At 56.4% G+C, this 26,388-nt stretch carries 24 protein-coding genes and 2 pseudogenes; 8 read left to right on the top strand and 18 right to left on the bottom strand.

The features are described 5' to 3' along the window. Window positions 1–23: 23 nt before the first annotated feature. A complete protein-coding gene (gene ivbL / locus DVA43_RS17740; protein WP_103824263.1) occupies window positions 24–122 on the bottom strand; it encodes an ilvB operon leader peptide IvbL in 99 nt (32 codons plus the stop codon). Window positions 123–646: 524 nt separating this feature from the next. Here ivbL and tisB point away from each other — a divergent pair. From tisB to dsdA, 4 genes and pseudogenes are all read left to right on the top strand, one after another. Next, window positions 647–736, top strand: a complete 90-nt coding sequence (tisB, locus tag DVA43_RS17745; protein WP_039032257.1) for a type I toxin-antitoxin system toxin TisB — start codon at window positions 647–649, stop codon at window positions 734–736. A gap of 73 nt (window positions 737–809) precedes the next feature. Continuing rightward, window positions 810–1,256 (top strand): GNAT family N-acetyltransferase, encoded by a 447-nt coding sequence (locus tag DVA43_RS17750; RefSeq protein WP_114316307.1) that lies wholly within the window; start codon window positions 810–812, stop codon window positions 1,254–1,256. A gap of 186 nt (window positions 1,257–1,442) precedes the next feature. Further along, window positions 1,443–2,627, top strand: coding sequence for a multidrug efflux MFS transporter EmrD (gene emrD / locus DVA43_RS17755; protein WP_114317163.1), 1,185 nt, complete (start codon window positions 1,443–1,445; stop codon window positions 2,625–2,627). Between the two features lie 62 nt (window positions 2,628–2,689). Beyond that, window positions 2,690–3,987, top strand: a pseudogene (gene dsdA, locus DVA43_RS17760) (D-serine ammonia-lyase). 1 nt (window position 3,988) lies between these two features. Here dsdA and DVA43_RS17765 read toward each other — a convergent pair. The 4 genes and pseudogenes from DVA43_RS17765 to DVA43_RS17780 all read right to left on the bottom strand — a co-directional run bounded on the left by DVA43_RS17765 (window position 3,989) and on the right by DVA43_RS17780 (window position 7,385). Next, window positions 3,989–5,092, bottom strand: a pseudogene (locus DVA43_RS17765) (anaerobic sulfatase maturase). Further along, complete coding sequence (locus DVA43_RS17770; RefSeq protein WP_114316308.1) at window positions 5,089–5,451, bottom strand: DUF202 domain-containing protein; 363 nt, start codon at window positions 5,449–5,451, stop codon at window positions 5,089–5,091. The pseudogene DVA43_RS17765 and the gene DVA43_RS17770 overlap by 4 nt, the downstream one beginning before the upstream one ends. Beyond that, on the bottom strand, window positions 5,441–5,788 hold the full coding sequence (locus tag DVA43_RS17775; protein ID WP_103177645.1) for a YidH family protein: 348 nt from the start codon (window positions 5,786–5,788) through the stop codon (window positions 5,441–5,443). The genes DVA43_RS17770 and DVA43_RS17775 overlap by 11 nt, the downstream gene beginning before the upstream one ends. Before the next feature lie 181 nt (window positions 5,789–5,969). Then, window positions 5,970–7,385, bottom strand: a complete 1,416-nt coding sequence (locus DVA43_RS17780) for an aryl-sulfate sulfotransferase (protein WP_114316309.1) — start codon at window positions 7,383–7,385, stop codon at window positions 5,970–5,972. 477 nt (window positions 7,386–7,862) lie between these two features. Between DVA43_RS17780 and DVA43_RS17785 the strand changes: the two genes are divergently transcribed. From DVA43_RS17785 to DVA43_RS17795, 3 genes are read left to right on the top strand one after another with little or no spacing between them, the layout of a single operon-like run. After that, window positions 7,863–9,188 carry a PTS sugar transporter subunit IIC gene (locus DVA43_RS17785; RefSeq protein ID WP_114317164.1) on the top strand — a complete coding sequence of 442 codons (1,326 nt, stop codon included), beginning with the start codon at window positions 7,863–7,865 and terminating at the stop codon, window positions 9,186–9,188. Between the two features lie 28 nt (window positions 9,189–9,216). After that, the gene (locus tag DVA43_RS17790) at window positions 9,217–9,540 is read left to right on the top strand and encodes a PTS sugar transporter subunit IIB (protein ID WP_103824257.1); all 324 of its coding nucleotides are present in this window, start codon (window positions 9,217–9,219) and stop codon (window positions 9,538–9,540) included. Window positions 9,541–9,549: 9 nt separating this feature from the next. After that, the gene (locus tag DVA43_RS17795) at window positions 9,550–11,034 is read left to right on the top strand and encodes a sulfatase (RefSeq protein WP_114316310.1); all 1,485 of its coding nucleotides are present in this window, start codon (window positions 9,550–9,552) and stop codon (window positions 11,032–11,034) included. Here DVA43_RS17795 and DVA43_RS17800 read toward each other — a convergent pair. The 3 genes from DVA43_RS17800 to ibpA form a co-directional block, all read right to left on the bottom strand. Further along, on the bottom strand, window positions 11,031–12,692 hold the full coding sequence (locus DVA43_RS17800; protein ID WP_114316311.1) for a putative transporter: 1,662 nt from the start codon (window positions 12,690–12,692) through the stop codon (window positions 11,031–11,033). The genes DVA43_RS17795 and DVA43_RS17800 overlap by 4 nt on opposite strands. A gap of 189 nt (window positions 12,693–12,881) precedes the next feature. Continuing rightward, window positions 12,882–13,310 (bottom strand): small heat shock chaperone IbpB, encoded by a 429-nt coding sequence (gene ibpB / locus DVA43_RS17805; RefSeq protein WP_114316312.1) that lies wholly within the window; start codon window positions 13,308–13,310, stop codon window positions 12,882–12,884. Between the two features lie 136 nt (window positions 13,311–13,446). Further along, window positions 13,447–13,857, bottom strand: coding sequence for a small heat shock chaperone IbpA (gene ibpA, locus DVA43_RS17810; RefSeq protein WP_039032247.1), 411 nt, complete (start codon window positions 13,855–13,857; stop codon window positions 13,447–13,449). Between the two features lie 311 nt (window positions 13,858–14,168). On the opposite strand from ibpA, the gene DVA43_RS17815 reads away from it, so the two are divergent. Beyond that, the gene (locus tag DVA43_RS17815) at window positions 14,169–14,501 is read left to right on the top strand and encodes a YceK/YidQ family lipoprotein (RefSeq protein WP_114316313.1); all 333 of its coding nucleotides are present in this window, start codon (window positions 14,169–14,171) and stop codon (window positions 14,499–14,501) included. Here the strand turns inward: DVA43_RS17815 and DVA43_RS17820 are convergent, their stop codons facing one another. From DVA43_RS17820 to dnaN, 10 genes are all read right to left on the bottom strand, one after another. After that, entirely contained in the window at window positions 14,502–15,728 is a 1,227-nt protein-coding gene (locus DVA43_RS17820; protein WP_210406685.1) for a DUF3748 domain-containing protein, read from the bottom strand. Window positions 15,729–15,779: 51 nt separating this feature from the next. Further along, window positions 15,780–17,117, bottom strand: coding sequence for an MFS transporter (locus tag DVA43_RS17825; RefSeq protein WP_114316315.1), 1,338 nt, complete (start codon window positions 17,115–17,117; stop codon window positions 15,780–15,782). A gap of 85 nt (window positions 17,118–17,202) precedes the next feature. After that, window positions 17,203–18,351 (bottom strand): galactonate dehydratase, encoded by a 1,149-nt coding sequence (gene dgoD / locus DVA43_RS17830; protein WP_103177637.1) that lies wholly within the window; start codon window positions 18,349–18,351, stop codon window positions 17,203–17,205. Next, complete coding sequence (locus DVA43_RS17835) at window positions 18,348–18,965, bottom strand: 2-dehydro-3-deoxy-6-phosphogalactonate aldolase (protein WP_114316316.1); 618 nt, start codon at window positions 18,963–18,965, stop codon at window positions 18,348–18,350. The genes dgoD and DVA43_RS17835 overlap by 4 nt, the downstream gene beginning before the upstream one ends. Further along, on the bottom strand, window positions 18,949–19,827 hold the full coding sequence (locus DVA43_RS17840; protein ID WP_114316317.1) for a 2-dehydro-3-deoxygalactonokinase: 879 nt from the start codon (window positions 19,825–19,827) through the stop codon (window positions 18,949–18,951). Before DVA43_RS17840 ends, DVA43_RS17835 begins: the two co-directional genes overlap by 17 nt. Next, entirely contained in the window at window positions 19,824–20,513 is a 690-nt protein-coding gene (dgoR, locus tag DVA43_RS17845) for a D-galactonate utilization transcriptional regulator DgoR (protein WP_103177634.1), read from the bottom strand. Before dgoR ends, DVA43_RS17840 begins: the two co-directional genes overlap by 4 nt. A 250-nt stretch (window positions 20,514–20,763) precedes the next feature. Then, on the bottom strand, window positions 20,764–21,576 hold the full coding sequence (yidA, locus tag DVA43_RS17850) for a sugar-phosphatase (protein ID WP_103824251.1): 813 nt from the start codon (window positions 21,574–21,576) through the stop codon (window positions 20,764–20,766). A 193-nt stretch (window positions 21,577–21,769) separates the two neighbouring features. Beyond that, a complete protein-coding gene (gyrB, locus tag DVA43_RS17855) occupies window positions 21,770–24,181 on the bottom strand; it encodes a DNA topoisomerase (ATP-hydrolyzing) subunit B (protein WP_103177632.1) in 2,412 nt (803 codons plus the stop codon). Window positions 24,182–24,209: 28 nt separating this feature from the next. Then, window positions 24,210–25,283, bottom strand: coding sequence for a DNA replication/repair protein RecF (gene recF / locus DVA43_RS17860; protein ID WP_114316318.1), 1,074 nt, complete (start codon window positions 25,281–25,283; stop codon window positions 24,210–24,212). Further along, window positions 25,283–26,386: a DNA polymerase III subunit beta gene (gene dnaN, locus DVA43_RS17865; protein ID WP_103177630.1), complete on the bottom strand. Its 1,104-nt coding sequence runs from the start codon at window positions 26,384–26,386 to the stop codon at window positions 25,283–25,285. Before dnaN ends, recF begins: the two co-directional genes overlap by 1 nt. Between the last annotated feature and the right edge of the window lie 2 nt (window positions 26,387–26,388).

Raw genomic sequence — 26,388 nt, forward strand, 5'->3', positions numbered from 1 at the left:
GGAATCGTGTGTTGATCCAGTCCCTACGGCGCATTGCCGACGACGACCACCACACGCACGACGACCACTGCGGCTGGGTGCGCAGTTTTTAGTAGGGTCGCGGTGTTCATGGATGCAGTCATGGGGGACCTGTCTCTGGAATCATTAAGTGGATTTATACAAGCACAGGTTTAGAGGCGTGACAACGGAATTATTTTCATCTGCATAAAAATGCGTCAACGATCACGTTTCGTTTGTCGAGTGATGAAAACAAAAAACCCCGCCGGAGCGAGGTTTTTTTTACAGCGTTTGCGGCTGGTGACCGCAGAGCACACTGTGTTACGTCAACGCCCGAAGTATACGCGATCGCACAGGAACGCGCAATTTTGGGCACGGATTTTGACGCATTTGAGTATGGATCGCCCTTCACGTTTTGTCCATAAATTACTGTTCATATATACAGTATTTATCTATACTGGTTGTGTTCACAGGGTGTGAGGGGAGCCGCTCGTAGTACACCGGCGCAACGAAGTCCTGGCTGAAACGGGTGGTGCCGTCAGCGCCTCCACTCCCCAACTGAGCACACTGTGTTACGTCAACAAAGGTGCTGGTCACAGGCGGCGGAAAGGTACGCCAGCATCGTGCTCCTTAACCAGAGGAGACGCGTATGAGCGTAGTGGATATGGTTGTACTTATCCTCAAACTCATTGTTGCAGCACTGCAACTGCTTGATGCTGTCCTGAAGTATGTGAAGTAATTCAGGTTCAAGTCGCACCGAAGAGGGGCGGGAAACCGCCCCTCTTTAACAACGATAATAACGAGGGAATGCTATGTCGCGTTTGCTAATTGAACCCGTTACGCCGGACGAACCGGGGTATATCGCGCTTAAGGCCGAGAGCGTCGCGCTTAATTTCAACATGCTGCGCAGGCTGGAAGAGAACTGGCAGCGCGGTGAAAACCGCTTCAATGCCCCCGGCGAAAAGCTGCTGGGTGCGTTTCTCAATGGCAAGCTGGTAGGCATTTGCGGACTAAACCGCGATCCGTTCAGCCAGCAGCCGCGGGCCGGGCGCATTCGCCATCTTTATATCAGCGAAAAGTGTCGCGGGCAGGGTATCGGCAGGCAATTGCTCGGTGTGGTGATGGCCGATGCCAGCATCTGGTTTGATTTTCTCAATACCCATGCGCCCCAGACCGCCTGGGCCTTTTACCAGCGGTCAGGCTTTACGCTGGTCGCCGACGAACCGCGCGTCACGCACCGGCTTTTTTGCACGGTTTAAGCAAATGAATTAACGCTGGCAACATTCGTTGCCGCTGTCGTTTAAAAATCCTGCCTTCTTGCCCCTTCCTGTTCTTCAGCCGGGTACTTAACTTGTCATTTTCCTGTGGTAGATTCCTCGCGCATTTATGGGAATGCGTAGTTACTTATTCTTTATTTCTCACTTTTGGCAAAAGTATTCAGCGACATGAAAAGACAGCGGAACGTTAATTTACTCTTGATGTTGGTATTGCTGGTCGCCGTCGGACAGATGGCGCAAACCATCTATATCCCGGCCATTGCGGACATGGCGAAGGAACTCCAGGTACGCGAAGGGGCAATCCAGAGCGTGATGGGAGCCTATCTGCTGACCTATGGCGTATCGCAGTTATTCTACGGCCCACTCTCGGACCGCGTGGGTCGCCGTCCGGTGATCCTGGTCGGCATGACGATTTTTATGATCGCGACGGTCATCGCCATGTCCACCCACAGCCTGAGCGTGCTGATTGCCGCCAGCGCGTTGCAGGGCGTCGGCACCGGCGTCGGCGGGGTGATGGCGCGCACGCTGCCGCGGGATATGTATCAGGGCACCCAGCTGCGCCACGCCAACAGCCTGCTGAACATGGGCATCCTGGTGAGCCCGCTGCTGGCGCCGCTGATTGGCGGCCTGCTGGATACCGTCTGGTCATGGCGGGCCTGCTATGGCTTCCTGCTGGTGCTGTGCGCCATCGTCACCTTCAGCATGGCGCGCTGGATGCCGGAAACACGGCCTACTGAGGCGCCTCGCACCAGACTGCTCACCAGCTACAAAATCCTTTTCGGCAATGGGGCGTTTAACTGCTACGTGCTGATGCTGATTGGCGGCCTGGCGGGGATTGCCGTATTCGAAGCCAGTTCGGGCGTGCTGTTGGGCGCCGGGCTGGGCCTCAGCAGTATGGTGGTGAGTATTCTGTTTATTCTGCCGATCCCGGCGGCGTTCTTCGGCGCATGGTTTGCCGGACGCGCGAATAAACGCTTTACCACCCTGATGTGGCAGTCGGTTGCAAGCTGCCTGCTGGCGGGGCTGATGATGTGGATCCCGGGGCTGTTCGGGGTGATGAATGTCTGGACTCTGCTGATCCCGGCTGCGCTCTTCTTCTTTGGCGCGGGGATGCTCTTCCCGCTGGCGACCAGCGGCGCGATGGAGCCCTTCCCGTTCCTCGCGGGCACCGCCGGGGCGCTGGTAGGAGGGTTGCAGAATATCGGCTCCGGCGCGCTGGCCTGGCTCTCGGCGATGATGCCGCAAAACGGACAGGCCAGCCTCGGTCTGCTGATGACCTTAATGGGGCTGCTGATTGTGCTGTGCTGGCTGCCGCTGGCCTCCCGCGCCTCGCATCACCAGCAGGCGGTGTAGCGCTCACTTGCCCTCGCGTCCGTTTCCTGTTTTCTTAAGGGGATAACGCCTGCGAGGAACCTATGACGCCACAGACCCAGACATTAATCGCGCAATATCCCCTGCTCAATGCGCTGATCGCCCTGAAAGAGACCACCTGGCTTAACCCCAAAGCCACCACGCTGGCCGACGGGCTGCCCTGGGTCGGCCTGACCCAGGCCGACGTGGATGATGCCCACGCGCGCCTGGCGCGCTTTGCGCCGTACCTGGCAAAAGCGTTCCCGGAGACGGCGGCCACAAACGGGATTATCGAATCGGAGCTGGTCGCCATACCGGCGATGCATAAGCGGCTGGAGACGGCGTTCGATATCACCCTTCCCGGCACGTTGCTGTTGAAAAAAGACAGTCATCTGCCGATCTCCGGCTCTATCAAAGCCCGCGGCGGCATCTATGAAGTGCTGACCCACGCGGAAAAACTGGCCCTCGCCGCGGGTCTGTTAACGCCGGAGGAGGATTACAGCATCCTGCTGGAGCCGCGCTTTAAAGATTTCTTCAGCCAGTACAGCATCGCCGTGGGTTCGACCGGCAACCTGGGATGTCCATCGGCATCATGAGCGCCCGCATTGGTTTTAAGGTGACGGTCCATATGTCCGCCGACGCCCGTGAGTGGAAAAAAGCGAAACTGCGCAGCCACGGCGTGACGGTGGTGGAATATGAGCAGGACTACGGCGTGGCGGTGGAGCAAGGGCGCAAAGCGGCCGAAAGCGATCCGAACTGCTTCTTTATCGACGATGAAAACTCCCGCACCCTCTTCTTAGGCTATGCCGTGGCAGGCGCACGACTGAAAGCGCAGTTTGCTGACCAGGGCCGGGTGGTGGACAGGGATCATCCCCTGTTTGTCTACCTGCCATGCGGCGTCGGCGGCGGCCCTGGCGGCGTGGCGTTTGGGCTGAAGCTGGCCTTTGGCGACCATGTGCACTGCTTCTTTGCCGAACCTACTCATTCGCCGTGTATGCTGCTGGGGGTTTATACCGGGCTGCATGACCAGATTGCCGTGCAGGATCTGGGGATCGATAACCTCACTGCAGCTGATGGCCTGGCGGTAGGCCGCGCGTCCGGTTTTGTTGGCCGCGCCATGGAGCGCCTGCTCGACGGGTTCTATACCCTCTCCGATCAGAGCATGTATGACATGCTTGGCTGGCTGGCGCAGGAGGAGCAGATTCTTCTTGAGCCTTCCGCGCTGGCGGGCATGGCCGGGCCGGTACGTCTCGCCACTGCCGGGCACTATGCGCTGGACAACGCCACCCACCTGGTGTGGGCCACCGGCGGCGGCATGGTGCCGGACGAGGAGATGGCGAAGTATCTGGCGAAAGGGCGATAACTTACTGGCTCTGGCGTAACAAGGCCATTAACTCAATGGGCGAACGGTGATGGCGGATAAGATCGCGCATCACCCGCATATGCGGGGCACAATGGCGGAAGAACGCCAGATACCCCGCGCACAGCGCGCTTTTGCCCTCCACCCGGTGTTTTGGGCAATCGCCATTGCACAGGTGAAGCGCCGGGCAGACCTGGCACTCACCGGATAAAGTGTTTTTTTTACGCAGGCCAAAGGCGATGGCTGCCTCACTGTTATTAAGCTCTGCCAGCGGCGTCTGGTGAATGTTACCCAGCCGGTACTAGGGGTAGACATAGTGATCGCATTGATAGAGATCGCCCTGCGCCTCCAGCGCGAAGGCGTGGCCGCAGGTGACGGCGAGGGAACAGATCTGCGACGGATAGCCGCACCAGACCCCTAATGTCGAGTCGAAAAGCTGCACAAAGATGCGACCAATATCCTCCCGCACCCAGATATCAAACACCGACGACAGGAACGCTCCCCACTGCGCATCGCTGACCGATTCCGGGTTGTAGTGCTCCTGCAGGGGAAGAAACTGCAGATACGGCGTACCCAGCGCGCGCAAATAGCGATACAAGCGCTCCGGCTGGCCGCTGTTCTGCCGGTTGATGACCGTCAGAAGATTAAACGACACCTGATGCGCTCGCAGCTTCTCTATCGCCGCCAGCACCTTATGATGAGTAGGGTTGCCGCTGCGGCTGACGCGGTAAGCATCATGCAGCGCCGCAGGCCCATCGAGAGAGATACCCACCAGCCAGCCCTGTTCGCGAAAAAAGATACACCAGGCGTCATTGAGCAGGATGCCGTTGGTCTGAAAAGCGTTGTGGATACGTTTTCCTGCGCCATGCCGCTGTTGCAGTTCCACGACGCGACGAAAGAAATCCAGCCCGCACAGGGTCGGTTCCCCGCCCTGCCAGGCGAACTGCACCTCTGGCCCGGGCTGGGCGGCGATATGCTGTTGAATAAAGGTTTCCAGGGTGGCGTCATCCATGATCGCCTGTTGAGGCTTATCGATATAAAAACAGTAGCGGCAATTCAGGTTGCATCGTGAGCTGGCTGGCTTGGCCATAACCTGACATCCTGTCATGTAATACCCCTGATGAAAGTAATGAGATGGTGGACATGACTAGCAGCAAACAGTAATGCGAGGGATAACACTGCGAGGGCGATCAAAAATTTAATACGCACCGGTCGGGATGATGAAAAATCATACAGAGAAACATCCATTTGCGCCCGGCTGCGGGTGTAATACCAGAGGATCAGCGCCGCGATTGCCAGTACGCCCAGCGCCACCCAAAACAGCGGCCCTGCCTGCTGCCAGTTGTGTTTAACCGCCAGCGCCATCAATGCGCCGTAGCCCAGCAGGGTGCGCAGCCAGGCGAGCGAGGTCCGCTCCGGCTGCAGTCCCGGATCGGCCAGGCGGCGGGCTTTGCGGTTATCCGCCATAGAGCACCAGTCCCATCACAATTACCGCCACCACCATCAGGATCAGGCTGATAATCAGCAGGCTGTGGGTATAGGGCAGGTCTTCTTTCAGGCGCATCGCCTTTTCATTACGCAGCCAGCGCAGGTAACCGTAGATCGCCAGCCCGCCGGAAAAGAGGCACAGCAGCAGCGCCAGCAGCTGGCGGATCACCGGCGTGGCAAAGTCGGGTGCCAGCTGGTCGAGGCCGACACCGGCCGCCAGAAAGCCCAGCGCGGTGCGGATCCAGGCCAGAAAGGTGCGCTCGTTTGCCAGCGAGAAGCGATAATCCGGCGCTTCGCCGAGGCGGGAAATTTTCATAACTACTCCTGTCTGGCTGCTCATCGAATAAAACTCAGGCAATAGTAACGTATACAGAGAAGTCATTCCCACCCGCAGGATCCGGTGGTGACAGCCGTATAACCACAACCAGGGGAACGGGTTACAGGTGGTGTAAAAGCGGCAAGTAACACGAGGCCTTATCTTGCCGCTGAGGTTAATTTTAGATTAATGAACGCAGCTCATCGTAAGTAAATATTCTGCCGCGATAGCCTAAGCCGGTATCAATATTATAAACCGACACACCAATATTATTATCGGTATCAAAAACGAAGAAAGATTGTTCGGCACCAAAATAAACATTGTAATATTCGTTCCCGACATCAAATACCGATGACGTGAGTTCGCTGCGCTGGCCTGGGAAATGAAACTGATCCAGGCGCTGAACCGTCGAGGCGGTTAAATCAATGGCAAGAATGGTAGGTAAGGAATCCAGTGCGGCAGCGGTATAAGTAACCGGGTCCGATTCAATTGTCCGGACCAGTTCATTGCCCTGTTCATCTGCGCAGGAGTTGTTATTGAACAGGGAAACAACAAATTTATTTTCACCCCGCCACGCCTGGTACCGGCTGTTGTGTGTGACAAAGACGGCATGCTCGCCGTTGGGATAGTTGAAGTTATGCGCGTCCACCACCTGCAAATTCAGGGCGCTATTCAGCACGGGGAAAGCTGGATTATCAATAATCCATTCCGGATCCCCGGAGGCACTATTAAGGCCCAGCACAGTACAGCTGGAGCGGGAATTGATCATCAGCTGCCCGGTCTCTGCGACATATTCCAGACTATTGAAATGCACATCGTTGGTGTCGGTATTATCCAGCACCGTGGCACCCATGAATTCCCGGGAATAATCACGCTGCCAGAGCAACGCCCCGCTGTTGATGTCGTATTTATAGAGGATGCACTCCAGTTTTTGCTCGTCACTCCACCCCTCCAGCAGCGAGCCTAACACCCAGAGATTGCCTTGCCCGTCAGTAGTGATGTCGTGATGAAAACCGTAACCCGCTGGAGCAGAGTAGGTTTGCGTGACCTTACCGGCAAGGTTAAAGCGGTACAGTGTCGGCGCAAAAGCATGCTTGTCGGGATCCCAGGTTTCACTGGCTTCGGCTGACCAGAGCGAGTTTTCAATAATTTTTAAGTTGCCGTACATCCAGGGGAACAGGCCGGTAATACGCAAATCGCCATTGATGTCATAGCCATTCCACGCACTGGTGACAAACCAACCCTGCCCTAAGGTATTCTCTGCCATCGTGCCGTCAGCAACATTGATTGCCAGCGACAGGGGCACTTCGCCATAGTCCTGTCCCTCTGTTGATATCGATATAAGGAGAGTTTCTGCGGCATTGTCAGCGGTGTAAAGATTCAACGTAACGGTATTTAAATAATTGGCATACAACCCCACCACGACAATCTCTGGATTAACGCTGTATTGATCGGTGCCGTAATGAAAACTGGTGTTCGCCGTTTTACCCTTGACGGTGTAGTCAAAGCGTACCGCCTCGGTACTATGAATAGAAATTAATGCGCACAGTTTGTTTTTATCGTAGGGATTCAGCTTAACAGTATAAGTTGCGTTCATTTTTTCATTCCTTTGTTTAATAATGATTGGAAAATTACTCAGCCGTGCGAAAGCTAACTTATACTTCGGTTTAATATAATTTTGTGGCTGATCCCGCAAAATAAAACCATCGCCGTTATTTTACTAAATATATTTTCAAAACAGTTCCCACCTCAATAATTAAGATTAAAATATTGACCATTTATATATTGAATCATCCAATAATCGTATCCACGATCATTCACAAAGCGATTTTATATATAAAAGCCTTATCAAATAAGCATTTGAATAATTGAAAGTAATACATCAGTAATTTTGCAAATAGAATCACAAAAAATCAAAATTAATCTTCTAATGACTAAATATGATTATTACAGTGCATTTGCTGCCAAACATGTTTGCCTTAATCACTACTAGTCGTTCCGTTATTAAATAAGAAGCAACAAAAATGTGGATTTTATTAATCTGGAAGCGAATATCACGGAGGTTGACTGCATTATGTTTTCAGACTTCATTTCAATAATACAATCTTTTTTAACCGAACCCGCTATTTTAATCGGGTTGCTGGTAGGGCTGGGTTATGCCCTCGATAAGAAATCGCCGATCAAAATTATTACCGGTATGGTTAGCGCCATGGTGGGATTAATGATGGTGCTCTTTGGCGGATTTCAGTTCTCAGCCACATTTAAACCCGTTGCCGATGCGGTCAGTAAATCTTATGGCATTCATGGTTATTTAATGGATTCCTATGCCATGAAAGCAGCAACCCAGATTGCACTTGGCGATAATTTCGGTTTTGTCGGGTATGTGTTTGTGCTGGCCTTTTTTACCAACCTGGTGCTGGTCTTACTTGGCCGCTACACAAAGGTGAAAGGCATTTTTCTTACCGGCAATACCGGGGTATCTTACTCTCAGGCAGTGCTGTGGTTGATCGTCTTCTGGCTGGGCTTTGGCTGGGTACCGTCGATTATTATCGCCGGGATTTTAACCGGTGTATTCTGGGCGTTTGCCACCACCCTGATTGCCAAACCGGTGGCGAAAATCACCAATAATGCTGGCTTTACCATTGCCCATAACCAGATGCTGGGGATCTGGTTTTTCTCGAAATTCGCCCACCTCTTTGGCGACGCCGAGAAGCAGGATGCCGAAAATATGAAGCTACCCGGCTGGCTGGCGATTTTTAACCATAACGTCACCTCCATCGCTATTGTCATGACCGTGTTCGTTGGCGGGTTCCTGTTGACCACCGGCATTGATAACGTACAGGTCATGGCAAAAGGTAAGCCCTGGTATATCTACATTATTAATCTCGGCCTGCAATTCTCCATGTATATGGTGATCCTTCTCCAGGGCGTTCGTATGATGGTCGGGGAAATTAACGCCTCGTTTAAAGGCTGGCAGGATCGTTTAATTCCCGACGCGATTCCCGCTGTCGATGTTGCAGCATTACTTCCCTTCTCCCCAAATGCCGCCACCCTTGGTTTTATTTTCTGTACCTTCGGCACGATTTTCTCGATGGGGATCCTGCTGCTGACCCAGAGTCCGATTATGGTATTGCCTGGTTTTGTGCCGCTATTTTTCGCAGGCGGCCCGATCGGCGTATTAGCCAACCGACTGGGCGGTTACCGCGCCGTTATTATTTGTACTTTCCTGCTGGGGATTATTCAAACCTTCGGCACCGTATGGGCCATTCCCTTAACCGGCCTCGCCGCCGAAGGGGTGGGCTGGACCGGTATTTTCGACTGGGCAACCTTATGGCCAGCGATTTGCGAAGTACTTAAGTTTATTGCCTCAACGTTCCACCTCGGGCCTTATGCGGGCTAACTCATCTCATTATGAAAAGGATATCGTTATGAAAGACAAAATTAATATTCTGTTTGTTTGCGGCTACGGTGTCGGCAGCAGCGTGATGTTGCAGACGGTGGTAAAAAAAGCGTTAGCCAAATATGACATTAATTTCGCCATGGAGCACACCGCCGCCGGCGAAGTCGGCGGATTTACCGAATGGGCCGATATTTATGCCATTTCGAAAAAGCTGATTGATGTGGTGAGCCTCGATCCGCGGCACGGGCAGTATCTGATCCCCATCGAAAATATTATGGACGGAGAGACCATCGGGAAGCAGATCTACGCCGTGGTTGAAGAGCATTTCCCGCATCTGGTAAAGGCCCGTTAAGGAGCGACGATGAAAGCGATCATTCTGCTCTTCGACAGTCTGAATAAGCACTATCTGCCGCCTTATGGGGATATGATCACCCAGGCGCCAAATTTCCAGCGTCTGGCGGCCCGCTGCGCCACATTCAACAACAGCTATGTTGGCAGTATGCCCTGCATGCCTGCACGTCGCGAGTTACATACTGGCCGGTATAATTTTTTGCACCGGGAGTGGGGGCCGCTGGAGCCGTTCGACGACTCCATGCCGGAGCTACTGAAAAAAGCAGGCGTCTATACCCACCTGATCAGTGACCACCTGCACTACTGGGAGGATGGCGGCGGCAACTACCATAATCGCTACAGCTCATGGGAAATTATCCGTGGACAGGAGGGGGATCACTGGAAGGCCAGCGTCGCCGACCCGGCCATCCCGGAGGTGCTGCGGGTGCCCCAGAAGCAAACCGGCGGTGGCGTCTCCGGGCTCTGGCGACACGACTGGGTCAACCGCGACTACATTCAGCAAGAGGCGGACTTCCCGCAAACCCAGGTCTTTAACGCCGGGTGCGAGTTTATCGACAAGAACCATCAGCAGGATAGCTGGCTGTTACAAGTGGAAACTTTCGACCCCCACGAGCCGTTTTATACTACCGAGGCGTATCTCTCGTTATACCAGGATCCCTGGGACGGCCCGCACTACGACTGGCCGCGCGGCAAAGTGGAAGAGAGCCCGGAGGCGGTAGAGCATATTCGCTGCCGCTATCGCGCCCTGGTCTCCATGTGCGATCGCAACCTGGGGCGCATTCTGGACCTGATGGACCGCCACGATCTGTGGCGCGATACGATGCTCATCGTCGGCACCGATCACGGCTTTTTGCTCGGGGAGCATGGCTGGTGGGCGAAAAACCAGATGCCCTATTACAACGAAGTGGCGAATAACCCGCTATTTATCTGGGATCCGCGCAGCGGTCATCAGGGGGTGCAGCGAGATGCGCTGGTGCAGATGATTGACTGGGCGCCGACGCTGCTGGAGTTCTTCAACCAGCCCATCCCGCCTGACGTTCAGGGCCGTCCGTTAGCCCGCATTCTTGAAGATGATACCCCGGTGCGTGACGCTGCGCTATTTGGGGTCTTCAGCGGCCACGTCAACGTCACGGACGGGCGCTATGTCTATATGCGCGCCGCACTGCCTGGCCGTGAGAATGACATCGCTAACTACACCCTGATGCCGATCAAGATGAATACCCGCTTTACCCCGGATGAGCTGGAGGCGATTGCGCTGGCGCCCCCCTTCCGCTTTACCAAAGGGGTTAAAACGCTGCGTATTCCGGCTCAGGAAAAATACCCGGGAGTGAATCGCGTCGGGCATCTGCTGTTCGATTTACACACCGACCCGCACCAGCAGTGCCCGATTGAAGATAAAGCCATCGAAGCGCGGATGATTGCCCTGCTGGTGCGTCTTCTGCATGAGAGCGACGCCCCGGCAGAGCAGTTCGCCAGGTTAGGGTTAGAGGTTTAACCTATCCCCCAGAACAGCACCGCCAGCAGCTGCGGTGTGATAATGCGCATAAACATCACCAGCGGATAAACCGTGGCGTAGGAGAGCGCCGCCGCCCCGCTGGTGGGGTGCAGGTTGTTGGCGAAGGCCAGCGCCGGAGGATCGGTCATCGAACCGGCCAGCATGCCGCAGAGGGTCAGGTAGTTCATCTTCGCCAGAAGCCGCGCCAGAATGCCCATAGTGATCAGCGGGACGGCAGTAATCAGGATGCCGTAACCAATCCAGCTCACGCCGTCGCCGCGGGCGAGCGTCTCGACGAAGTCCCCGCCAGATTTCAGCCCCACCACCGCCAGAAACAGCACGATCCCCAGCTCACGCAGGGCAAGGTTGACGCTCGGGGGCATAAACCAGTAGAGCTTACCGACACAGCCGATACGACCGAGGATCAGCGCCATAATCAACGGCCCGCCTGCCAGCCCCAGCTTGAGCGCCACCGGGAACCCCGGTACATAGAGGGGGATAGAGCCGAGCAGGACGCCGAGTCCGATACCGATAAACACCGGCAGCATCTGCACCTGCTGAAGTTTTTGTTGTGCGTTGCCCACCATATTGGCGACGGCGTCAATGGAGGCCGGGCGCCCGACGAGGTTGAGGATGTCGCCAAATTGCAGGCTGGCGTCCGGGCTGGCCACCAGCTCGATCCCGGCACGGTTCAGGCGGGAGATCACTACGTCGTAGCGCTCTTTTACCTGCAGTTCGCGGATTTTCTTGCCTAATACCTTCTCGTTGGTCACCACCACGCGCTCGACGCGCATATCGGTGCCGCGGGTGGAAAGGGAGGTATCTACCTCCTGACCGATCACCAGTTGGGCGTTATGCAGGTCCGCCGGTTGTCCCACCAGATGCAGCAGGTCGCCTATCTGGATCACCGTACCGGGCAGCGGCACCATCAGGGTCTGCTCGCGCTTCAGACGGGAACAGATAATATTGGCGCTGTTAAGGATCGGCACGTCCTGAATTGGCAGATTGTTCAGATTGGGGTTGTCGACGCGGATGTTGATGGTTTTAATCAGCGCCTGTCCCTGGGTGAGCGTGGATTCATGCTCCCGGGCTTCCTGTTCAACGTTAACGCGAAACAGGATACGCATCAGCCACATGGTGAGCAGGATGCCGCAGATGCCGAACGGGTAGGCCATGGCGTAGCTCATCCCCATCTGATCGACGATGTCGGGCGAGATGCCCAGATCGCGCAGGATTTGCTGCCCGGCACCCAGCGCGGGAGTATTGGTTACCGCCCCAGAGAAAATGCCCAACACCACCGGCAGCGGAATGGCGAAGAGTTTATGCAGCAGGGCGGTGACCAGCCCCCCCATCACCACAATCCCCATCGCAAAAAGATTAAGGCGCAGGCCAGAGACGCGCAGCGAGGCGAAAAAGCCGGGTCCAACCTGGATGCCGATAGTGTAAACGAAGAGGATCAGGCCAAATTCCTGAATGAAGTGCAGCATTTCCGCGCTGAGCGTAATGCCCAGCTGGTCGGCAAAATGGCCGACAAAAATCCCGCCAAAGAGCACGCCGCCAATGCCGAACCCGACGCCGCGGATTTTGACATTGCCTATCCATAGCCCGACCACCGCAACCAATGCCAGAATACTGACCGTTAACGCTATATCACTCATGACGGCATCCCTGTGAATAACATTATTATTAACAGGGATTTTCGCAGAGCGCGGGCGGGTTGTATGGGCGATGGCGCACAAAAAAGCCCCGCCGGGGCGGGGCTTTGATTTTGCCCGGCGGCGCTTCGCTTGCGCGGGCCTGCGGGTCTTGTAGGTCGGGTAAGCGTAGCGCCACCCGACACAGCTGGATTAACTGTTCAACGCCGGGCGTTCGCTGATGGCGATCCGCTGCGGGGCAATCGCCTCCGGCACGTTGCGGGTGATGTCGATATGCAGCAGCCCGTTGGTAAAGGTGGCGCCCGTTACTTCCATATGTTCAGCCAGGGTAAAGCTCAGGCTAAACGGCTGGGTCACCAGCCCCTGGTGCAGCCATTTGGTTTCGGTCTCCGGTTTTTCCGGGGTGCCTTTTACCGTCAGGCGCGTGCCTTCCAGCTGAATATCGAGGTTCTGCTGGCTGAAGCCGGCCACCGCGAGCGTAATGCGATAGTGGTTATCGTCGCTCTTTTCAATGTTATACGGCGGGAAGGTCTGGCTTTCGGTGGTGCTTTGCAGCGCGGAGGCCAGTTTGTCAAAACCGATCCACTGACGCAGCAGCGGGGATAAATCGTAATTACGCATAGTAAATCTCCTTCTGAGAAGCGAGTTCGGCACAGGTGAATTTTGTGCGCAGTTATTCCTGTAAATCCTTATGGATTCACATATGCTCCCGATATCGGCAAGCATCATATTTGGGCCGCGCAAGCGACCCGGACAATTAATTAATTTCGATACGGCGCGGTTTTTTCGCTTCCGGAATAACACGTTCCAGATCGATATAGAGCAGGCCGTTAACCAGGTTCGCGCCGTGAACGTGGATGTTCTCAGCTAACTGGAACTTACGTTCAAAGTTACGTTCCGCGATGCCCTGATAGAGGTAGGTACGTTCTTTCTGCTCGCCTGCATGAGCGCCTTTCACCACCAGCAAGTTATCCTGAGCGGTGATCTCCAGTTCGCTTTCAGCGAAACCGGCCACGGCAATCGCAATGCGATAGTGGTTTTCGTCAACCAGTTCAACATTGTATGGAGGGTAGCCATTGCTCTGGCTTTGGTTGTTTTCTAAATGGCTGAACAGACGATCGAAGCCAATGGCTGAACGATAAAGCGGAGAAAGATCAAAGTTACGCATACAGTTAAAACTCCTGAAATCAGCAAGAATTGTCGCCTTCCACCGTGGACAGGCTGGGGTATCCCAAACGCCCCTCAGGCACGTTTGTTCATCGATACATCCTTAAAATGGGTCCGTTTGCGATCTTTTCAAGAGCAGCGCAGCGAGAATTTTTTGCACTTTGCGGGTACTGGCATAGACTGGGACTACAGCACGTAAGGTTAAAATGCGATAGGTGCCACAGAGCGGTACTTTTCAACTATTCATTTTAAGAATGGCCCGTTATAAACCCGGTTACGGGTCTGCACCGTGCCATTGATGATGACTGACTGATAATGAAAAATGTTCTGATAAAGCTGACGATATTCAGCGCAGTGGTTGTGCTTTGCGGGTGTTCGAGCGTGATGTCTCACACCGGCGGTAAAGAAGGAACCTATCCCGGAACACGCGCCAGCGCGAATATGCTGGCGGATGACGACACTAACTGGGGCACCAAATCCCTGGTGGTGCTGGATATGCCGTTTACTGCTGTTGTTGATACGCTGCTGCTGCCGTGGGATCTCTTCCGCACCGATAAATCCGTTCGCTCCCGCGTGGAGCAAAGCGAGGAGAAGACGCTGGCGACTAACGCCGTCATCCCGCCCGCTCAGATGCCCTCTCGCTGATCAGCGCCCGGTTTCTGCTACCCAGATCTGACGGAAGCCACCGACCTCCTCCATCCAGGCAATGGTGTGCCCATCCGGGGAGTAAATCACCGCATCGCCCGACGGCGGATTGCCGTGATCGGACGTCAAAAACGTCACAGCACCAGACACCGCATCACAGGTCGCAATGCGATCCTCCAGCACAAATCCCAGTGAATGGCCCGCCGGATGCCAGTTAAAGGCCGACTGAATATCGCTTTGATTATGGGTGAGCTGACGGGGTTCTCCCCCTTCCGGGGCGATCAGCCACAGCTGCACCACGCCGTTATCATCCCGCATCAGGAACGCGATTTGTGTCGCCTGGGGGTTGCTGCGCACCCAGTGGCGCGGCACGTTCACCAGCCCCGGATAGCGGTTGCCGTGGGTAAAGGTTAACCGGCGCTGCATGACCCCGGCAGGCGGGGCGGGCATGCGATCTGCCGTGCCCTGAAGCGGTAGATCGCCCGCCTGTTTCCAGCCCTGTTCGTCTTTTGGCAGGTCAACGATAAACAGCTCCGGCACCTTCTCGCCGCTGGCGGAAAGGGTATCGCCGATAAAAGCCAGTTGGTGATTACTGACCCAGCCCTCTTCATAGGCGCGGTTGATCTCATCGCTGCCCGGCTGCGGCGAGGAAGTGGTACGGCTGACCAGCACGCTCCAGTGCGTACCGGCATACTCCCGCGGATGGTGGCCCGCAGGCGTCACCGGGCCATAAGGCGCGGCCACGCCCACGTTGCGTAAATCCAGCGTCGGATCGAGCGTGTGCAACACATGGTCGTTATAGGTAAAGCTGACGTACTGCCCGTCCGGGCTCCAAACATGCACATGACTGCCGCCGCGCAGCGCGCCGGGAGTGAAAGGCGGGGTGATATCCATCGCATCAAGATTGCTCACCTGCCCACGCTCTGCAACCACCCCCTGACGGTGATGGAAGTCGTACTGCCAGTGGGCGTCGGGATGTTGCGGGCCGTGGATAAAGATGTATTTATCAGCCGTCGGATGGACGGTGACAACACCCACATGCGCGCCGTTACTGGCGCGATAGATCACTTCGACGTCGCCGGTTTTAACATTCACTCTTTCAATGGTTTCGCCGGTAAACGACGCCCCGGAAGGCCGGACGTCAAAGACCAGCCACTGGCTGTCTGCGGTCCATGTACGGGTGTTGGTGAGCTGATGGTTGCGGGGAGCGAAAGTGATTTGTTTCATGAGGATACCCTGATGCGCGGATGTCGCATCAGGGTATAGCATTGCAGGAGATTAGCCTACCCGTTTAACGTCGCCCACCAGCAGGATGTAGGAGAGCGCGCCAATCAGGGCCACCGCGGAGATATAGACCAGCGCCGGGCCAAAACCGTAGTCCTGCGCCAGGTAGCCAATCACCAGTGGAACGGTGATCCCGCCCAGGCCGCCAACGAAGTTAAACACCCCGCCGGTCAGACCAATCAGACGCATCGGGGCCAGCGACGACACCAGCGACCAGGTGATGGAGGCAAAGCCATTCCCAAAGAACGCCACCGCCATCAGGGTCATAATCCATACCGGATCGTTGGTGTAGTTGGCGCCCATGATGCAGGTGGAGATCAGCAGCCCGCAGATGATCGGCGTTTTACGCGCCACGCCGAGGGAGAACCCTTTTTTCACCAGCTTATCCGCCAGCCAGCCGGAGAGCAGCACGCCAAAGAAGGCCGCCAGGAACGGCACGGTGGTCATAAAGCCCGCCTTCAGCGCGGTGATGCCTTTCTCCTGGGTCAGGTAGTTCGGGAACCAGGTCAGGAAGAACCACAGCGTGGAGGTCACCGCAAACTGGCCAAGGTACACGCCCACCAGCTTACGGTGGAAGACCAGCTTCCAGTCAGCTTTGGTCAGCGGCTGGCGCGCCTCTTTTTTCACTGGCGCATCGCCATCCACCAGGCCGCCGCCGTCGCGGATGTAATCCAGCTCGGCTTTGCTGATGCTTTTGGTCAGGCGCGGCGGCTGATAGACCTTAATCCAGATAAACGACCAGATGATGCCGAGCCCGCCGGTGACGATGAACACCCAGTGCCAGCTCAGCAGCTCCTGGATCCAGATCAGCAGCGGCGTCAGGAATGCCAGACCAACAAACTGCCCGGAAGTATAGAACCCGACGGCAGAGGCGCGCTCATGTTCCGGGAACCAGCTGGTGACCATGCGGTTATTGGTCGGGAACGCTGGCGCTTCGAAAATACCGGTGATGGCGCGCAGGCCAATCAGCGACATTAAGCCGGTAGCAAAACCCTGGAACAGGGTCGCCACGGACCAGCCGAAAATAGCGATAAAGTAGGTCAGGCGCGAGCCGACGCGGTCGAGGAACCAGCCGCCCGGGATCTGGCATAGCGTATAGAGCCAGGCGAACGCCGAGAAGACGTAGCCCATCTCCGCTTTGGTAATGCCGAACTCCTCCTGAATATGGGCCGAAGCCACAGCAAGGTTGGCGCGGTCGACATAACAGATGACCACGGTAATAAAGATCATCATCAGCGTCAGGTAGCGGCGACGCCCGGTTTTGGTAGCAGTAACTGGAATATCCATCGCAATCTGTCTCCAGATTTTGGGCATAGCGAGGCCGCTCACCATGCCCTGTAATTTACAGAGGGTTATATTTTTGTCTGTGAGATTGTTGCCCGGTGGCGCTGCGCTTACCGGGCCTACGGCGTGGTGATCACCATTCCGCTACGCTGCCGTCTTCATGACGCCATAACGGATTACGCCAGTCCGGCGCATTTTTACTCAGCTCAATGACTTTGGCTTCGTCGATCTCCACGCCAAGGCCCGGTTTCGTTAACGGTTTAAAGAAACCGCCTTCCATGCTGAAGTCTTCTTTATTCTTCACAAAGTCGAGCAGTTCCGCGCCCTTGTTATAGTGAATGCCCATGCTCTGCTCCTGGAATACCGCGTTGCGCGAAACAAAGTCCACGTGCAGACAGGCTGCCAGCGCAATCGGGCCCAGTGGGCAGTGCGGCGCCAGGGCCACGTCATAGGCTTCTGCCATCCCGGCAATTTTGTAGCATTCGGTGATGCCGCCCGCGTGGGAGAGGTCCGGTTGCAGGATCGCAATCCCGCCCGCTTCCAGCACGCGTTTAAACTCGAAGCGCGAGAACATGCGTTCGCCCGCCGCGATCGGAATGTGCGTCTGCTCCGCCAGTTTCGGGTAGTACTCGGCCTGCTCGGCCAGCACCGGCTCCTCGATAAACAGCGGACGGTACGGCTCCAGCTCTTTGATCAGCAGTTTCGCCATCGGCGCGCTGACGCGGCCGTGGAAATCGAGACCAAACTCAATCTCGTTGCCGAAGGCTTCGCGGATTTGCGCCACGGTATTTACTGCGCGATCCACCGCCCGCGAGTTATCAATAACGCCCATCTCTTCGCAGCCGTTAAGTTTGAAGGTGTCGAAACCGATGCTGCGCAGCTTGCTAATGCCGTCGATCACTTCCGCCGGACGGTCACCGCCCACCCAGCTGTAAGCTTTGATTTTGTCGCGTACCAGGCCACCCATCAGCTGCCAGACCGGGGCGTTCAGCACTTTGCCTTTGATATCCCACAGTGCCTGGTCGATACCGGCGATGGCGCTCATCAGGATTGGGCCGCCACGGTAGAAGCCCGCACGGTACATCACCTGCCACAGGTCGTTAATACGCGCCGGATCCTGACCAATCAGATATTCGCCCAGCTCATGCACCGCCGCTTCAACGGTGCGCGCACGGCCTTCAATCACCGGCTCGCCCCAGCCAACCACCCCTTCGTCGGTTTCGATTTTCAGGAACATCCAACGCGGCGGTAAACGGTAGGTGGTGAGTTTGGTTATTTTCATTGCATTGCCTCTCGATACGCTTTTACAAATGCTGCCGCCTGCTGCGCGGTACCCTCAACGGACTGCCCGGCGCGATAGAGCTCGCTACCCAGACCCGCCCCTACACAGCCCGCGTTCATCCACTGGGCCAGGTTTTCTGGCGTGACGCCGCCCACGGCAAAGACCGGTACACTGGCGGGCAACACCGCTTTCAGCGCTTTTATGTAATCCGGGCCAAAGGCCGACGACGGGAAAATTTTGAGTGACTGTGCGCCCGCATCGAGAGCGGTAAAGGCTTCTGTCGCCGTGGCGCATCCGGGACAAACCGTCATGCCGTAGCCCACCGCGCGGCGGATCACCTCAGGGTTGATATTGGGCGTCACAATGAGCTTGCAGCCCATCTTCGCCAGGCTGTCCACCTGCTCCGGCTGTAACACGGTCCCCGCGCCGATCAGCGCTTTGTCGCCAAACGCATCCACGACCGCCGGAATGCTTTTTTCCCACTCCGGGGAGTTGAGCGGGATTTCCACCGCGTCGAATCCGGCGTCGATCACCGCGCCAACGTGGGCAATGGCCTCGTCAGGGGTGATGCCGCGCAGAATCGCGATAAGGGGAAGATTAGTTTGCCACTGCATGAGCGATGCTCCTTATTCCAGCCTGAAATGCCGTGTCGCCCTCCACCGCCGCCACGTCACGTCCAATGGCGTGGAACGCCTGGCGGTAACGTGCGGTCAGCGATGAACCCGCGACGAGGGTGATGGACTGCTGCCCGGCGAACTGTTCGCTCAGGGTGGCAACTTCTGCGCCAATCAGCAGGCCCGATAAAAATTCGCTCACCTGCTCGCGGGGAAGGGTTCCCAGCACGTGCGAGGCGCGAACCTCAAAAAGCTGCGGCAAAACGGCGGGGGAAGCGATCCCGCGCTCAAGCCCGGCGGCAAATGCTTCCGGCGAGGCTGTCTGCTCCGGCAGACCCGCCCCCACCAGCGAATGCTTCAGCAGCAAATGGTGTAATTCGCCGGTCATCACGGTGCGAAAATCAGCGATTTGCTCCGCATCAGCCTGCACCCATTTGCAGTGCGTACCAGGCATGACATAGACAGAAGAAGGAGAGAGCGTGCGCGCGCCGAGGAGTTGGGTTTCCTCACCGCGCATCACGTTGTGATTATCGTCGCGGGAGACGCACAGCCCTGGAATGATCCAGATATTGTCGCCTACGGACGTTAACTGTTCGCCAATAGCGGAGAAACAGGCAGGAACCGGCAGGTAAGGGGCAACCTTCCAGCCCACGTTACTGCCAACCATGCCTGCCATTACCACCGGCGTGGCGCCGTCGCGCCAGTTTTGTGTCACCTCTGCTAACACCGCTTCCGGGGATTTACCGTTCAGGCGCGTGACGCCTGCTTCTGATTGCCTGCTCTCCAGGCACTGCTCACCCTGATACAGCCAGGCGCGCAGATTGGTCGATCCCCAGTCAATTGCGATGTAGCGTGATGTCATGTGATTTCCTTCAACCTTCGTGTCGAGCTGGCGATCATGGTGAGCGCCGCCTGCTCTGCCGCATCGCTGTCCTGATGGCGTATCGCATCGAACAGCGCTTTATGTTCCTGGAGCGTCTTCGGCATGTTGGCCTCATCACCCATCCAGGTTCGTTCAAATACTGCTCGCTGTAGCGAGCTGATCGCCACGCTAAGCTGCTGTAGCACCGGGTTATGTACCGATTGCAACACCGCCTCGTGGTAGCGAATATCCGCCTCGTTAAAAGCATCCCGATCCTGGTTATTGGCGATCATATCGTTCAGGGCCGCCTCAATTTGCGCGAGGTCGCCAGAGGTTGCGCGTTCAGCCGCCCAGCGGGCGATTGCCGGCTCCACCAGGTTTCGCACCTCGCTCATCGCGCCAATCAGCCGTGGGTCGTAATCGTTTTCCAGCACCCACTGCAAGACCTCGGTATCGAGGTAGTTCCACTGGTTACGCGGGGCAACAAAGGCGCCGCGATAACGCTTCATTTCAATCAGCCGCTTCGCCATCAGCGAACGGAACACTTCCCGGATGATGTTGCGTGAGGTTTCAAACTCCTCACACAGCTCTGCCTCGGCGGGCAGCGGTGACCCAGGAACGTACTTGCCACCCACGATTTGGGTGCCCAGCGTGATGACGATGCGATCGGTTTTATTGAGAGTCATGGAGAGTCCTTGTGCTCTGTAGGTCCGCCCCTACTTTACCGCGACCGCTGAATTTCGCCTCAATTTTGCAGTACAAACGTGATGCCATTCGTCATTGCCGTGGTCGTAATGTAGTACAATCATATTGTGTTGTACTACAATCCAGATCACAAAAAGAGCAATCAGTGAAAGGAATGTTAAAGAAAGGTTCTTGAGGGGATAAAAAAACCCGCAACGAGTGCGGGTTCGGGAGCGCGTGTTTTGCCAGGCTTTAATTCAGCACAAACTTCTCAATCGCGTAGGCCACGCCGTCTTCGAGGTTAGATTTAGTGACGAAGTTAGCCACCTCTTTCACCGACGGGATCGCGTTCTCCATCGCCACGCCTAAGCCAGCATATTCCAGCATCGCAATGTCGTTTTCCTGATCGCCGAGCGTCATGATCTCTTCCGGCTTGATCCCCAGCGTTTCGGCCAGCGATTTCACGCCGGTGCCTTTATTGACGCGTTTATCGAGGATTTCGAGGAAGTACGGCGCACTTTTCAGCACGGTGTACTTCTCTTTTACTTCATCCGGAATGCGGGCGATGGCCTGGTCGAGAATGGCGGGTTCATCGATCATCATAACCTTCAGGAACTGGGTTTCGGGATCCATTTTTTCCGCTTCGCAGAACACCAGGGGGATGGTGGCGACGTAGGATTCATGCACGGTGTAGTAGCTGATATCGCGGTTCGCGGTGTACAGCGTGGTGCGGTCGAGGGCATGGAAGTGCGAGCCTACCTCGCGGGAGAGTTGTTCCAGATAGCGATAATCGTCATAGCTCAGCGCCGTCTGCGCCACCGTGCTGCCATCGGCCGCTTTCTGCACCAGCGCACCGTTGTAGGTAATGCAGTAATCTCCCGGCTCATTCATGTGCAGCTCTTTCAGGTAGTTATGTACCCCCGCATACGGGCGACCGGTGCACAGCACCACGTTCACGCCCTTCTCACGGGCTGCGGCAATCGCATTTTTAACGGCAGGAGAGATGGTGTGATCTGGCAGCAGCAGCGTGCCGTCCATATCGATTGCAATGAGTTTGATAGCCATGGGATCCCCGGTTGGAATGAGTCTGGCTTCATGCTAACGCGATTCCGCTCAAAAAACACGGTAAGAAAGGGGATGGGGTCTGGAGAGGAAATTCCTCTTTTGCATCTAAAGAAAAGCCCGGTGGCGCTGACGCGTACCGGGCCTACGAAACCTGTAGCCCCGGTAAGCGCAGCGCCACCGGGGAACAAACGGCTTAGATGTCGATATTCGCCGCTTTCAAGGCGTTCTCTTCGATGAAGGCGCGACGGGGTTCAACCGCATCGCCCATCAGGGTAGTGAACAGCTGGTCGGCAGCAATCGCGTCCTTAACGGTAACGCGCAGCATGCGGCGGCTTTCCGGATCCATGGTCGTTTCCCACAGCTGATCCGGGTTCATTTCGCCCAGACCTTTATAGCGCTGAATGGAGAGGCCACGACGGGACTCTTTCACCAGCCACTCCAGCGCCTGCTCGAAGCTGGCAACCGGCTGACGGCGTTCGCCACGCTCGATGAAGGCGTCGTCTTCGATCAGGCCACGCAGCTTCTCGCCGAGGGTACAGATACGACGGTATTCCGCGCCGGTCACGAACTCGTGCTCCAGCGGATAGTCGGTATCCACGCCGTGGGTACGCACACGGATCACCGGCTCGAACTGCTGAGCGGCGTTCTGCTGAATATCGAACTTCCACTGGCTACCGTGCTGCTCGTTCTCGTTCAACTCGCTGACCAGGGTATTTACCCAGCGGGTCACCGCCTGCTCGTTATCGAGATCGGCTTCGTTCAGAGTCGGCTGGTAAACCAGCGCCTTCAGCAGCGCTTTTGGATAACGGCGCTCCATGCGGCCAATCATCTTCTGGGTGGCGTTGTACTCGGAGACCAGACGCTCCAGCGGCTCGCCCGCCAGCGCCGGGGCGCTTGAGTTGGCGTGCAGGGTGGCGCCATCAAGAGCGATAGCGATCTGGTACTGATCCATCGCCTCGTCATCTTTGATGTACTGCTCCTGCTTGCCTTTTTTCACCTTGTAGAGCGGCGGCTGGGCAATGTAGACGTGGCCACGCTCAACGATCTCCGGCATCTGACGGTAGAAGAAGGTCAGCAGCAGGGTACGAATGTGCGAGCCGTCGACGTCCGCATCGGTCATGATGATGATGCTGTGATAGCGCAGCTTGTCCGGGTTGTACTCGTCGCGGCCAATGCCGCAGCCCAGCGCGGTGATCAGGGTTGCCACTTCCTGAGAGGAGAGCATCTTGTCGAAGCGCGCCTTCTCAACGTTGAGGATTTTACCCTTCAGCGGCAGGATCGCCTGGTTCTTACGGTTACGGCCCTGCTTCGCAGAACCGCCCGCGGAGTCCCCTTCCACGAGGTACAGTTCGGATAGCGCCGGGTCGCGTTCCTGGCAGTCCGCCAGTTTGCCTGGCAGGCCTGCTAAATCCAGCGCGCCTTTACGACGGGTCATTTCACGGGCTTTACGCGCCGCTTCACGGGCACGCGCCGCATCAATAATTTTACCGACGACGATTTTAGCGTCGGACGGGTTTTCCTGCAGGTAGTCGCTCAGCAGCTCGTTCATCTGCTGTTCAACCGCCGATTTCACCTCAGAGGAGACCAGCTTGTCTTTGGTCTGGGAGGAGAACTTCGGATCCGGCACTTTTACGGAGACAACGGCGATCAGGCCTTCACGGGCATCGTCACCGGTGGCGCTGACTTTCGCTTTTTTGCTGTAGCCTTCTTTGTCCATGTAGGCGTTCAGGGTACGGGTCATCGCCGTACGGAAGCCGACCAGGTGCGTACCACCGTCGCGCTGCGGAATGTTATTGGTGAAGCAGTAGATGTTTTCCTGGAAACCGTCGTTCCACTGCAGCGCTACTTCCACGCCGATACCATCTTTTTCGGTGGAGAAATAGAAGATATTCGGGTGAATTGGCGTTTTGTTCTTGTTCAGATACTCAACGAACGCCTTGATACCGCCTTCGTAATGGAAGTGGTCTTCTTTGCCGTCGCGCTTGTCGCGCAGGCGAATCGAGACGCCGGAGTTCAGGAATGACAGCTCGCGCAGACGCTTCGCCAGGATGTCATATTCGAACTCGGTCACGTTGGAGAAAGTTTCGAGGCTCGGCCAGAAACGGACCGTGGTACCGGTTTTCTCCGTCTCGCCCGTTACCGCCAGCGGTGCCTGCGGCACGCCGTGGGTATAGACCTGACGGTGAATTTTACCTTCGCGGTTGATCACCAGCTCCAGCTTCTGCGACAGGGCGTTAACTACAGAGACGCCCACGCCGTGCAGACCACCGGACACTTTATAGGAGTTATCATCGAACTTACCGCCCGCGTGCAGAACGGTCATGATCACTTCCGCCGCAGAGACGCCCTCTTCCGGGTGGATGCCGGTTGGGATGCCGCGTCCGTCATCCTGTACGGAAACAGAGTTATCGGCGTGGATGGTGACAATAATGTCTTTACAGTGACCCGCGAGCGCTTCGTCGATAGCGTTATCTACCACCTCGAATACCATGTGGTGCAGACCGGTGCCGTCATCCGTATCGCCGATATACATACCCGGGCGCTTACGCACCGCATCCAGCCCTTTCAGGACTTTGATACTGGAGGAGTCATAAGAATTCGACATCAACGTTTCTCGCTCATTTATTCTTGGGTTAATCCGTTATTTTACCCTTTTCCACGTTAAACATCTTCGAATTTTCGTCCGACATGTCTATTACGTGTTCAGCGCTAATCGCACTGACGAAAACCTGCGACTGTGTGGCTTTTAAGCGGCTGGCAAGCAGCCCGCGCCGCGCGTCGTCAAGTTCCGAGGCAAAATCATCAATCAGATACAGACAGCGTCGCCCGCTCTCACGGGTTAAGTACTCGCCCTGCGCCAGGCGCAGGGCGCACATCAGAAGTTTAAGCTGCCCGCGTGATAAGGTGTCTTCCACCGGCGCGCCATCGGCACGAATGCGGAAATCCGCCTTGTGCGGGCCATGCGCGGTGTAGGTCAGCATGCGATCGCGCTCGAAGCTTCGCTCCAGCACCTCGGCATAATCTGTCTCTTTCTCCCAGCCGCGCTGGAAGGAGAAGCTCAGGGAGAACTCGGGTAAAAACTGCTGGCAGGTGTCCGCCATGTCTTCCGCGATCCCGGCGCTGTACTCCGCACGCCAGCGGCTAATCTGCTCCGCCAGCGGGATCAGCTCTTTGTCCCACGCCCGCAGTTGGGCGTAGCGGGTCACCTGGCGCAGCGCGGCATTGCGCTGTTTCAGCAGCCGCTTGAGGTTGCTCCAGGCGGTAAAGAAGCCCGCTTCGTTATGGAAGCATCCCCAGTCGAGGAAGGCTCTTCTGTATTTGGGGCCGCCGTTGAGTAAAGTAAACCCCTCGGGGGTGATTAGCTGCATGGGCATCAGCAGCGCCAGCTCGGCCACTTTGTGCCCGTCGGTGCCGTCGATGCGTACCTTGCTGTCACCGTGCTTGTCTTTGGTCAGGCCGATGGCGGTCTCGTGTTCTTCGCCCCGTAAACGGCCATGAAGCACAAACGCTTCCTGCTCGTGGCGAATGACGCGGCCAATCTGCAAACTGCGAAACGCCCGGCCATGGCCGAGCGTATAGATGGCTTCCAGCACGCTGGTTTTGCCGCTGCCGTTGGCGCCAACCAGGAAGTTAAAGCCGGGGGATAAAGCAAGATCCGCGCTTTCGATATTGCGAAAGTCGCGGATCAACAGGCGGGTGAGCGACATTACAGTCTCATTGGCATGACAACATAAGCAGCCGACTGTGATGCGGCATCTTCAATTTGTACGCTCGACACGGAGTCGGTCAGCAGAATACGCACGTTCTCGCACTTCAGCGCGTTCAGCACATCCAGCACGTAACTGACGTTAAAGCCGATTTCCATCTCGGTGCCTGCAGCATAGGTGACATCCAGAATCTCTTCGGCCTCTTCCTGTTCCGGGTTGTTGGCCGTGATCTTCAGCTGGTTTTCGCTCACGTACAGACGCACGCCGCGGAATTTCTCGTTGGAGAGGATTGCCGCGCGGGCAAAGGCTTGCTTGAGGATATCGCAGCCCGCTTCCAGCGTTTTGTCCGGGTTCTTCGGCAATACGCGGCGATAGTCCGGGAAACGACCATCCACCAGCTTGGAAGTGAAGATAAAGTCGCCCACGTGGGCGCGGATGTTGTTGCTGCCAATCTGCACGCGCAGCGGAGTTTCGCCGCCGTCGAGCATACGCATCAGCTCAATCACGCCTTTACGCGGTACGATCACCGAATGGTTCGGCAGCGTCACGCCAACCGGCATGGAGCAGACCGCCAGGCGGTGGCCGTCGGTGGCAACGGTACGCAGCTCTTCCCCTTCGGTTTCGAACAGCATGCCGTTTAAGTAGTAGCGAACGTCCTGATGCGCCATAGAGAACTGGGTGGCTTCAATCAGGCGCTTCATGGTGGCCTGTGGCAGGGTGAATTCGACTTCACTCTGCCAGTCGTCCAGATTCGGGAAGTCAGCAGCAGGCAGCGTAGAGAGCGAGAAACGGCTGCGGCCAGAGCGCACCAGCATACGGTCGCCTTCCAGCTGCACAGCAATCTCTGCCCCTTCAGGCAGTCCGCGGCAGATATCAAAGAACTTACGCGCCGGAACGGTGGTTGCGCCCGCTTCGTGAGGCTGAGAAAGCGTCACACGTGCGACCATTTCCATCTCGAGATCGGTCCCGGTCAGCGACAGCGTGCCGTCTGCCACCTGCAGCAGCAGGTTACCAAGAATAGGCAGCGTCGGGCGGCCGCCTAAGGGGCCACTCACCTGTTGCAGCGGTTTTAATAAATGTTCACGTTCAACGGTAAATTTCATAG

This window comes from Leclercia sp. W6 (genome assembly GCF_003336345.1).
GTDB lineage: Bacteria > Pseudomonadota > Gammaproteobacteria > Enterobacterales > Enterobacteriaceae > Enterobacter.

Bases quoted from the DNA above. Each gene is read 5' to 3' on its own strand.
- DVA43_RS17770 (WP_114316308.1), bottom strand. From the start codon at position 5,451: ATGGCGGATAACCGCAAAGCCCGCCGCCTGGCCGATCCGGGACTGCAG.
- dgoR (WP_103177634.1), bottom strand. From the start codon at position 20,513: ATGACTCTCAATAAAACCGATCGCATCGTCATCACGCTGGGCACCCAA.
- ivbL (WP_103824263.1), bottom strand. From the start codon at position 122: ATGACTGCATCCATGAACACCGCGACCCTACTAAAAACTGCGCACCCA.
- DVA43_RS17825 (WP_114316315.1), bottom strand. From the start codon at position 17,117: ATGGTGAGCGGCCTCGCTATGCCCAAAATCTGGAGACAGATTGCGATG.
- tisB (WP_039032257.1), top strand. From the start codon at position 647: ATGAGCGTAGTGGATATGGTTGTACTTATCCTCAAACTCATTGTTGCA.
- DVA43_RS17800 (WP_114316311.1), bottom strand. From the start codon at position 12,692: ATGAGTGATATAGCGTTAACGGTCAGTATTCTGGCATTGGTTGCGGTG.
- dgoD (WP_103177637.1), bottom strand. From the start codon at position 18,351: ATGAAAATAACCAAACTCACCACCTACCGTTTACCGCCGCGTTGGATG.
- DVA43_RS17780 (WP_114316309.1), bottom strand. From the start codon at position 7,385: ATGAACGCAACTTATACTGTTAAGCTGAATCCCTACGATAAAAACAAA.
- DVA43_RS17790 (WP_103824257.1), top strand. From the start codon at position 9,217: ATGAAAGACAAAATTAATATTCTGTTTGTTTGCGGCTACGGTGTCGGC.
- DVA43_RS17775 (WP_103177645.1), bottom strand. From the start codon at position 5,788: ATGAAAATTTCCCGCCTCGGCGAAGCGCCGGATTATCGCTTCTCGCTG.
- yidA (WP_103824251.1), bottom strand. From the start codon at position 21,576: ATGGCTATCAAACTCATTGCAATCGATATGGACGGCACGCTGCTGCTG.
- recF (WP_114316318.1), bottom strand. From the start codon at position 25,283: ATGTCGCTCACCCGCCTGTTGATCCGCGACTTTCGCAATATCGAAAGC.
- dnaN (WP_103177630.1), bottom strand. From the start codon at position 26,386: ATGAAATTTACCGTTGAACGTGAACATTTATTAAAACCGCTGCAACAG.
- DVA43_RS17795 (WP_114316310.1), top strand. From the start codon at position 9,550: ATGAAAGCGATCATTCTGCTCTTCGACAGTCTGAATAAGCACTATCTG.
- emrD (WP_114317163.1), top strand. From the start codon at position 1,443: ATGAAAAGACAGCGGAACGTTAATTTACTCTTGATGTTGGTATTGCTG.
- ibpA (WP_039032247.1), bottom strand. From the start codon at position 13,857: ATGCGTAACTTTGATCTTTCTCCGCTTTATCGTTCAGCCATTGGCTTC.
- DVA43_RS17840 (WP_114316317.1), bottom strand. From the start codon at position 19,827: ATGACATCACGCTACATCGCAATTGACTGGGGATCGACCAATCTGCGC.
- ibpB (WP_114316312.1), bottom strand. From the start codon at position 13,310: ATGCGTAATTACGATTTATCCCCGCTGCTGCGTCAGTGGATCGGTTTT.
- DVA43_RS17835 (WP_114316316.1), bottom strand. From the start codon at position 18,965: ATGCAGTGGCAAACTAATCTTCCCCTTATCGCGATTCTGCGCGGCATC.
- gyrB (WP_103177632.1), bottom strand. From the start codon at position 24,181: ATGTCGAATTCTTATGACTCCTCCAGTATCAAAGTCCTGAAAGGGCTG.
- DVA43_RS17820 (WP_210406685.1), bottom strand. From the start codon at position 15,728: ATGAAACAAATCACTTTCGCTCCCCGCAACCATCAGCTCACCAACACC.
- DVA43_RS17750 (WP_114316307.1), top strand. From the start codon at position 810: ATGTCGCGTTTGCTAATTGAACCCGTTACGCCGGACGAACCGGGGTAT.
- DVA43_RS17785 (WP_114317164.1), top strand. From the start codon at position 7,863: ATGTTTTCAGACTTCATTTCAATAATACAATCTTTTTTAACCGAACCC.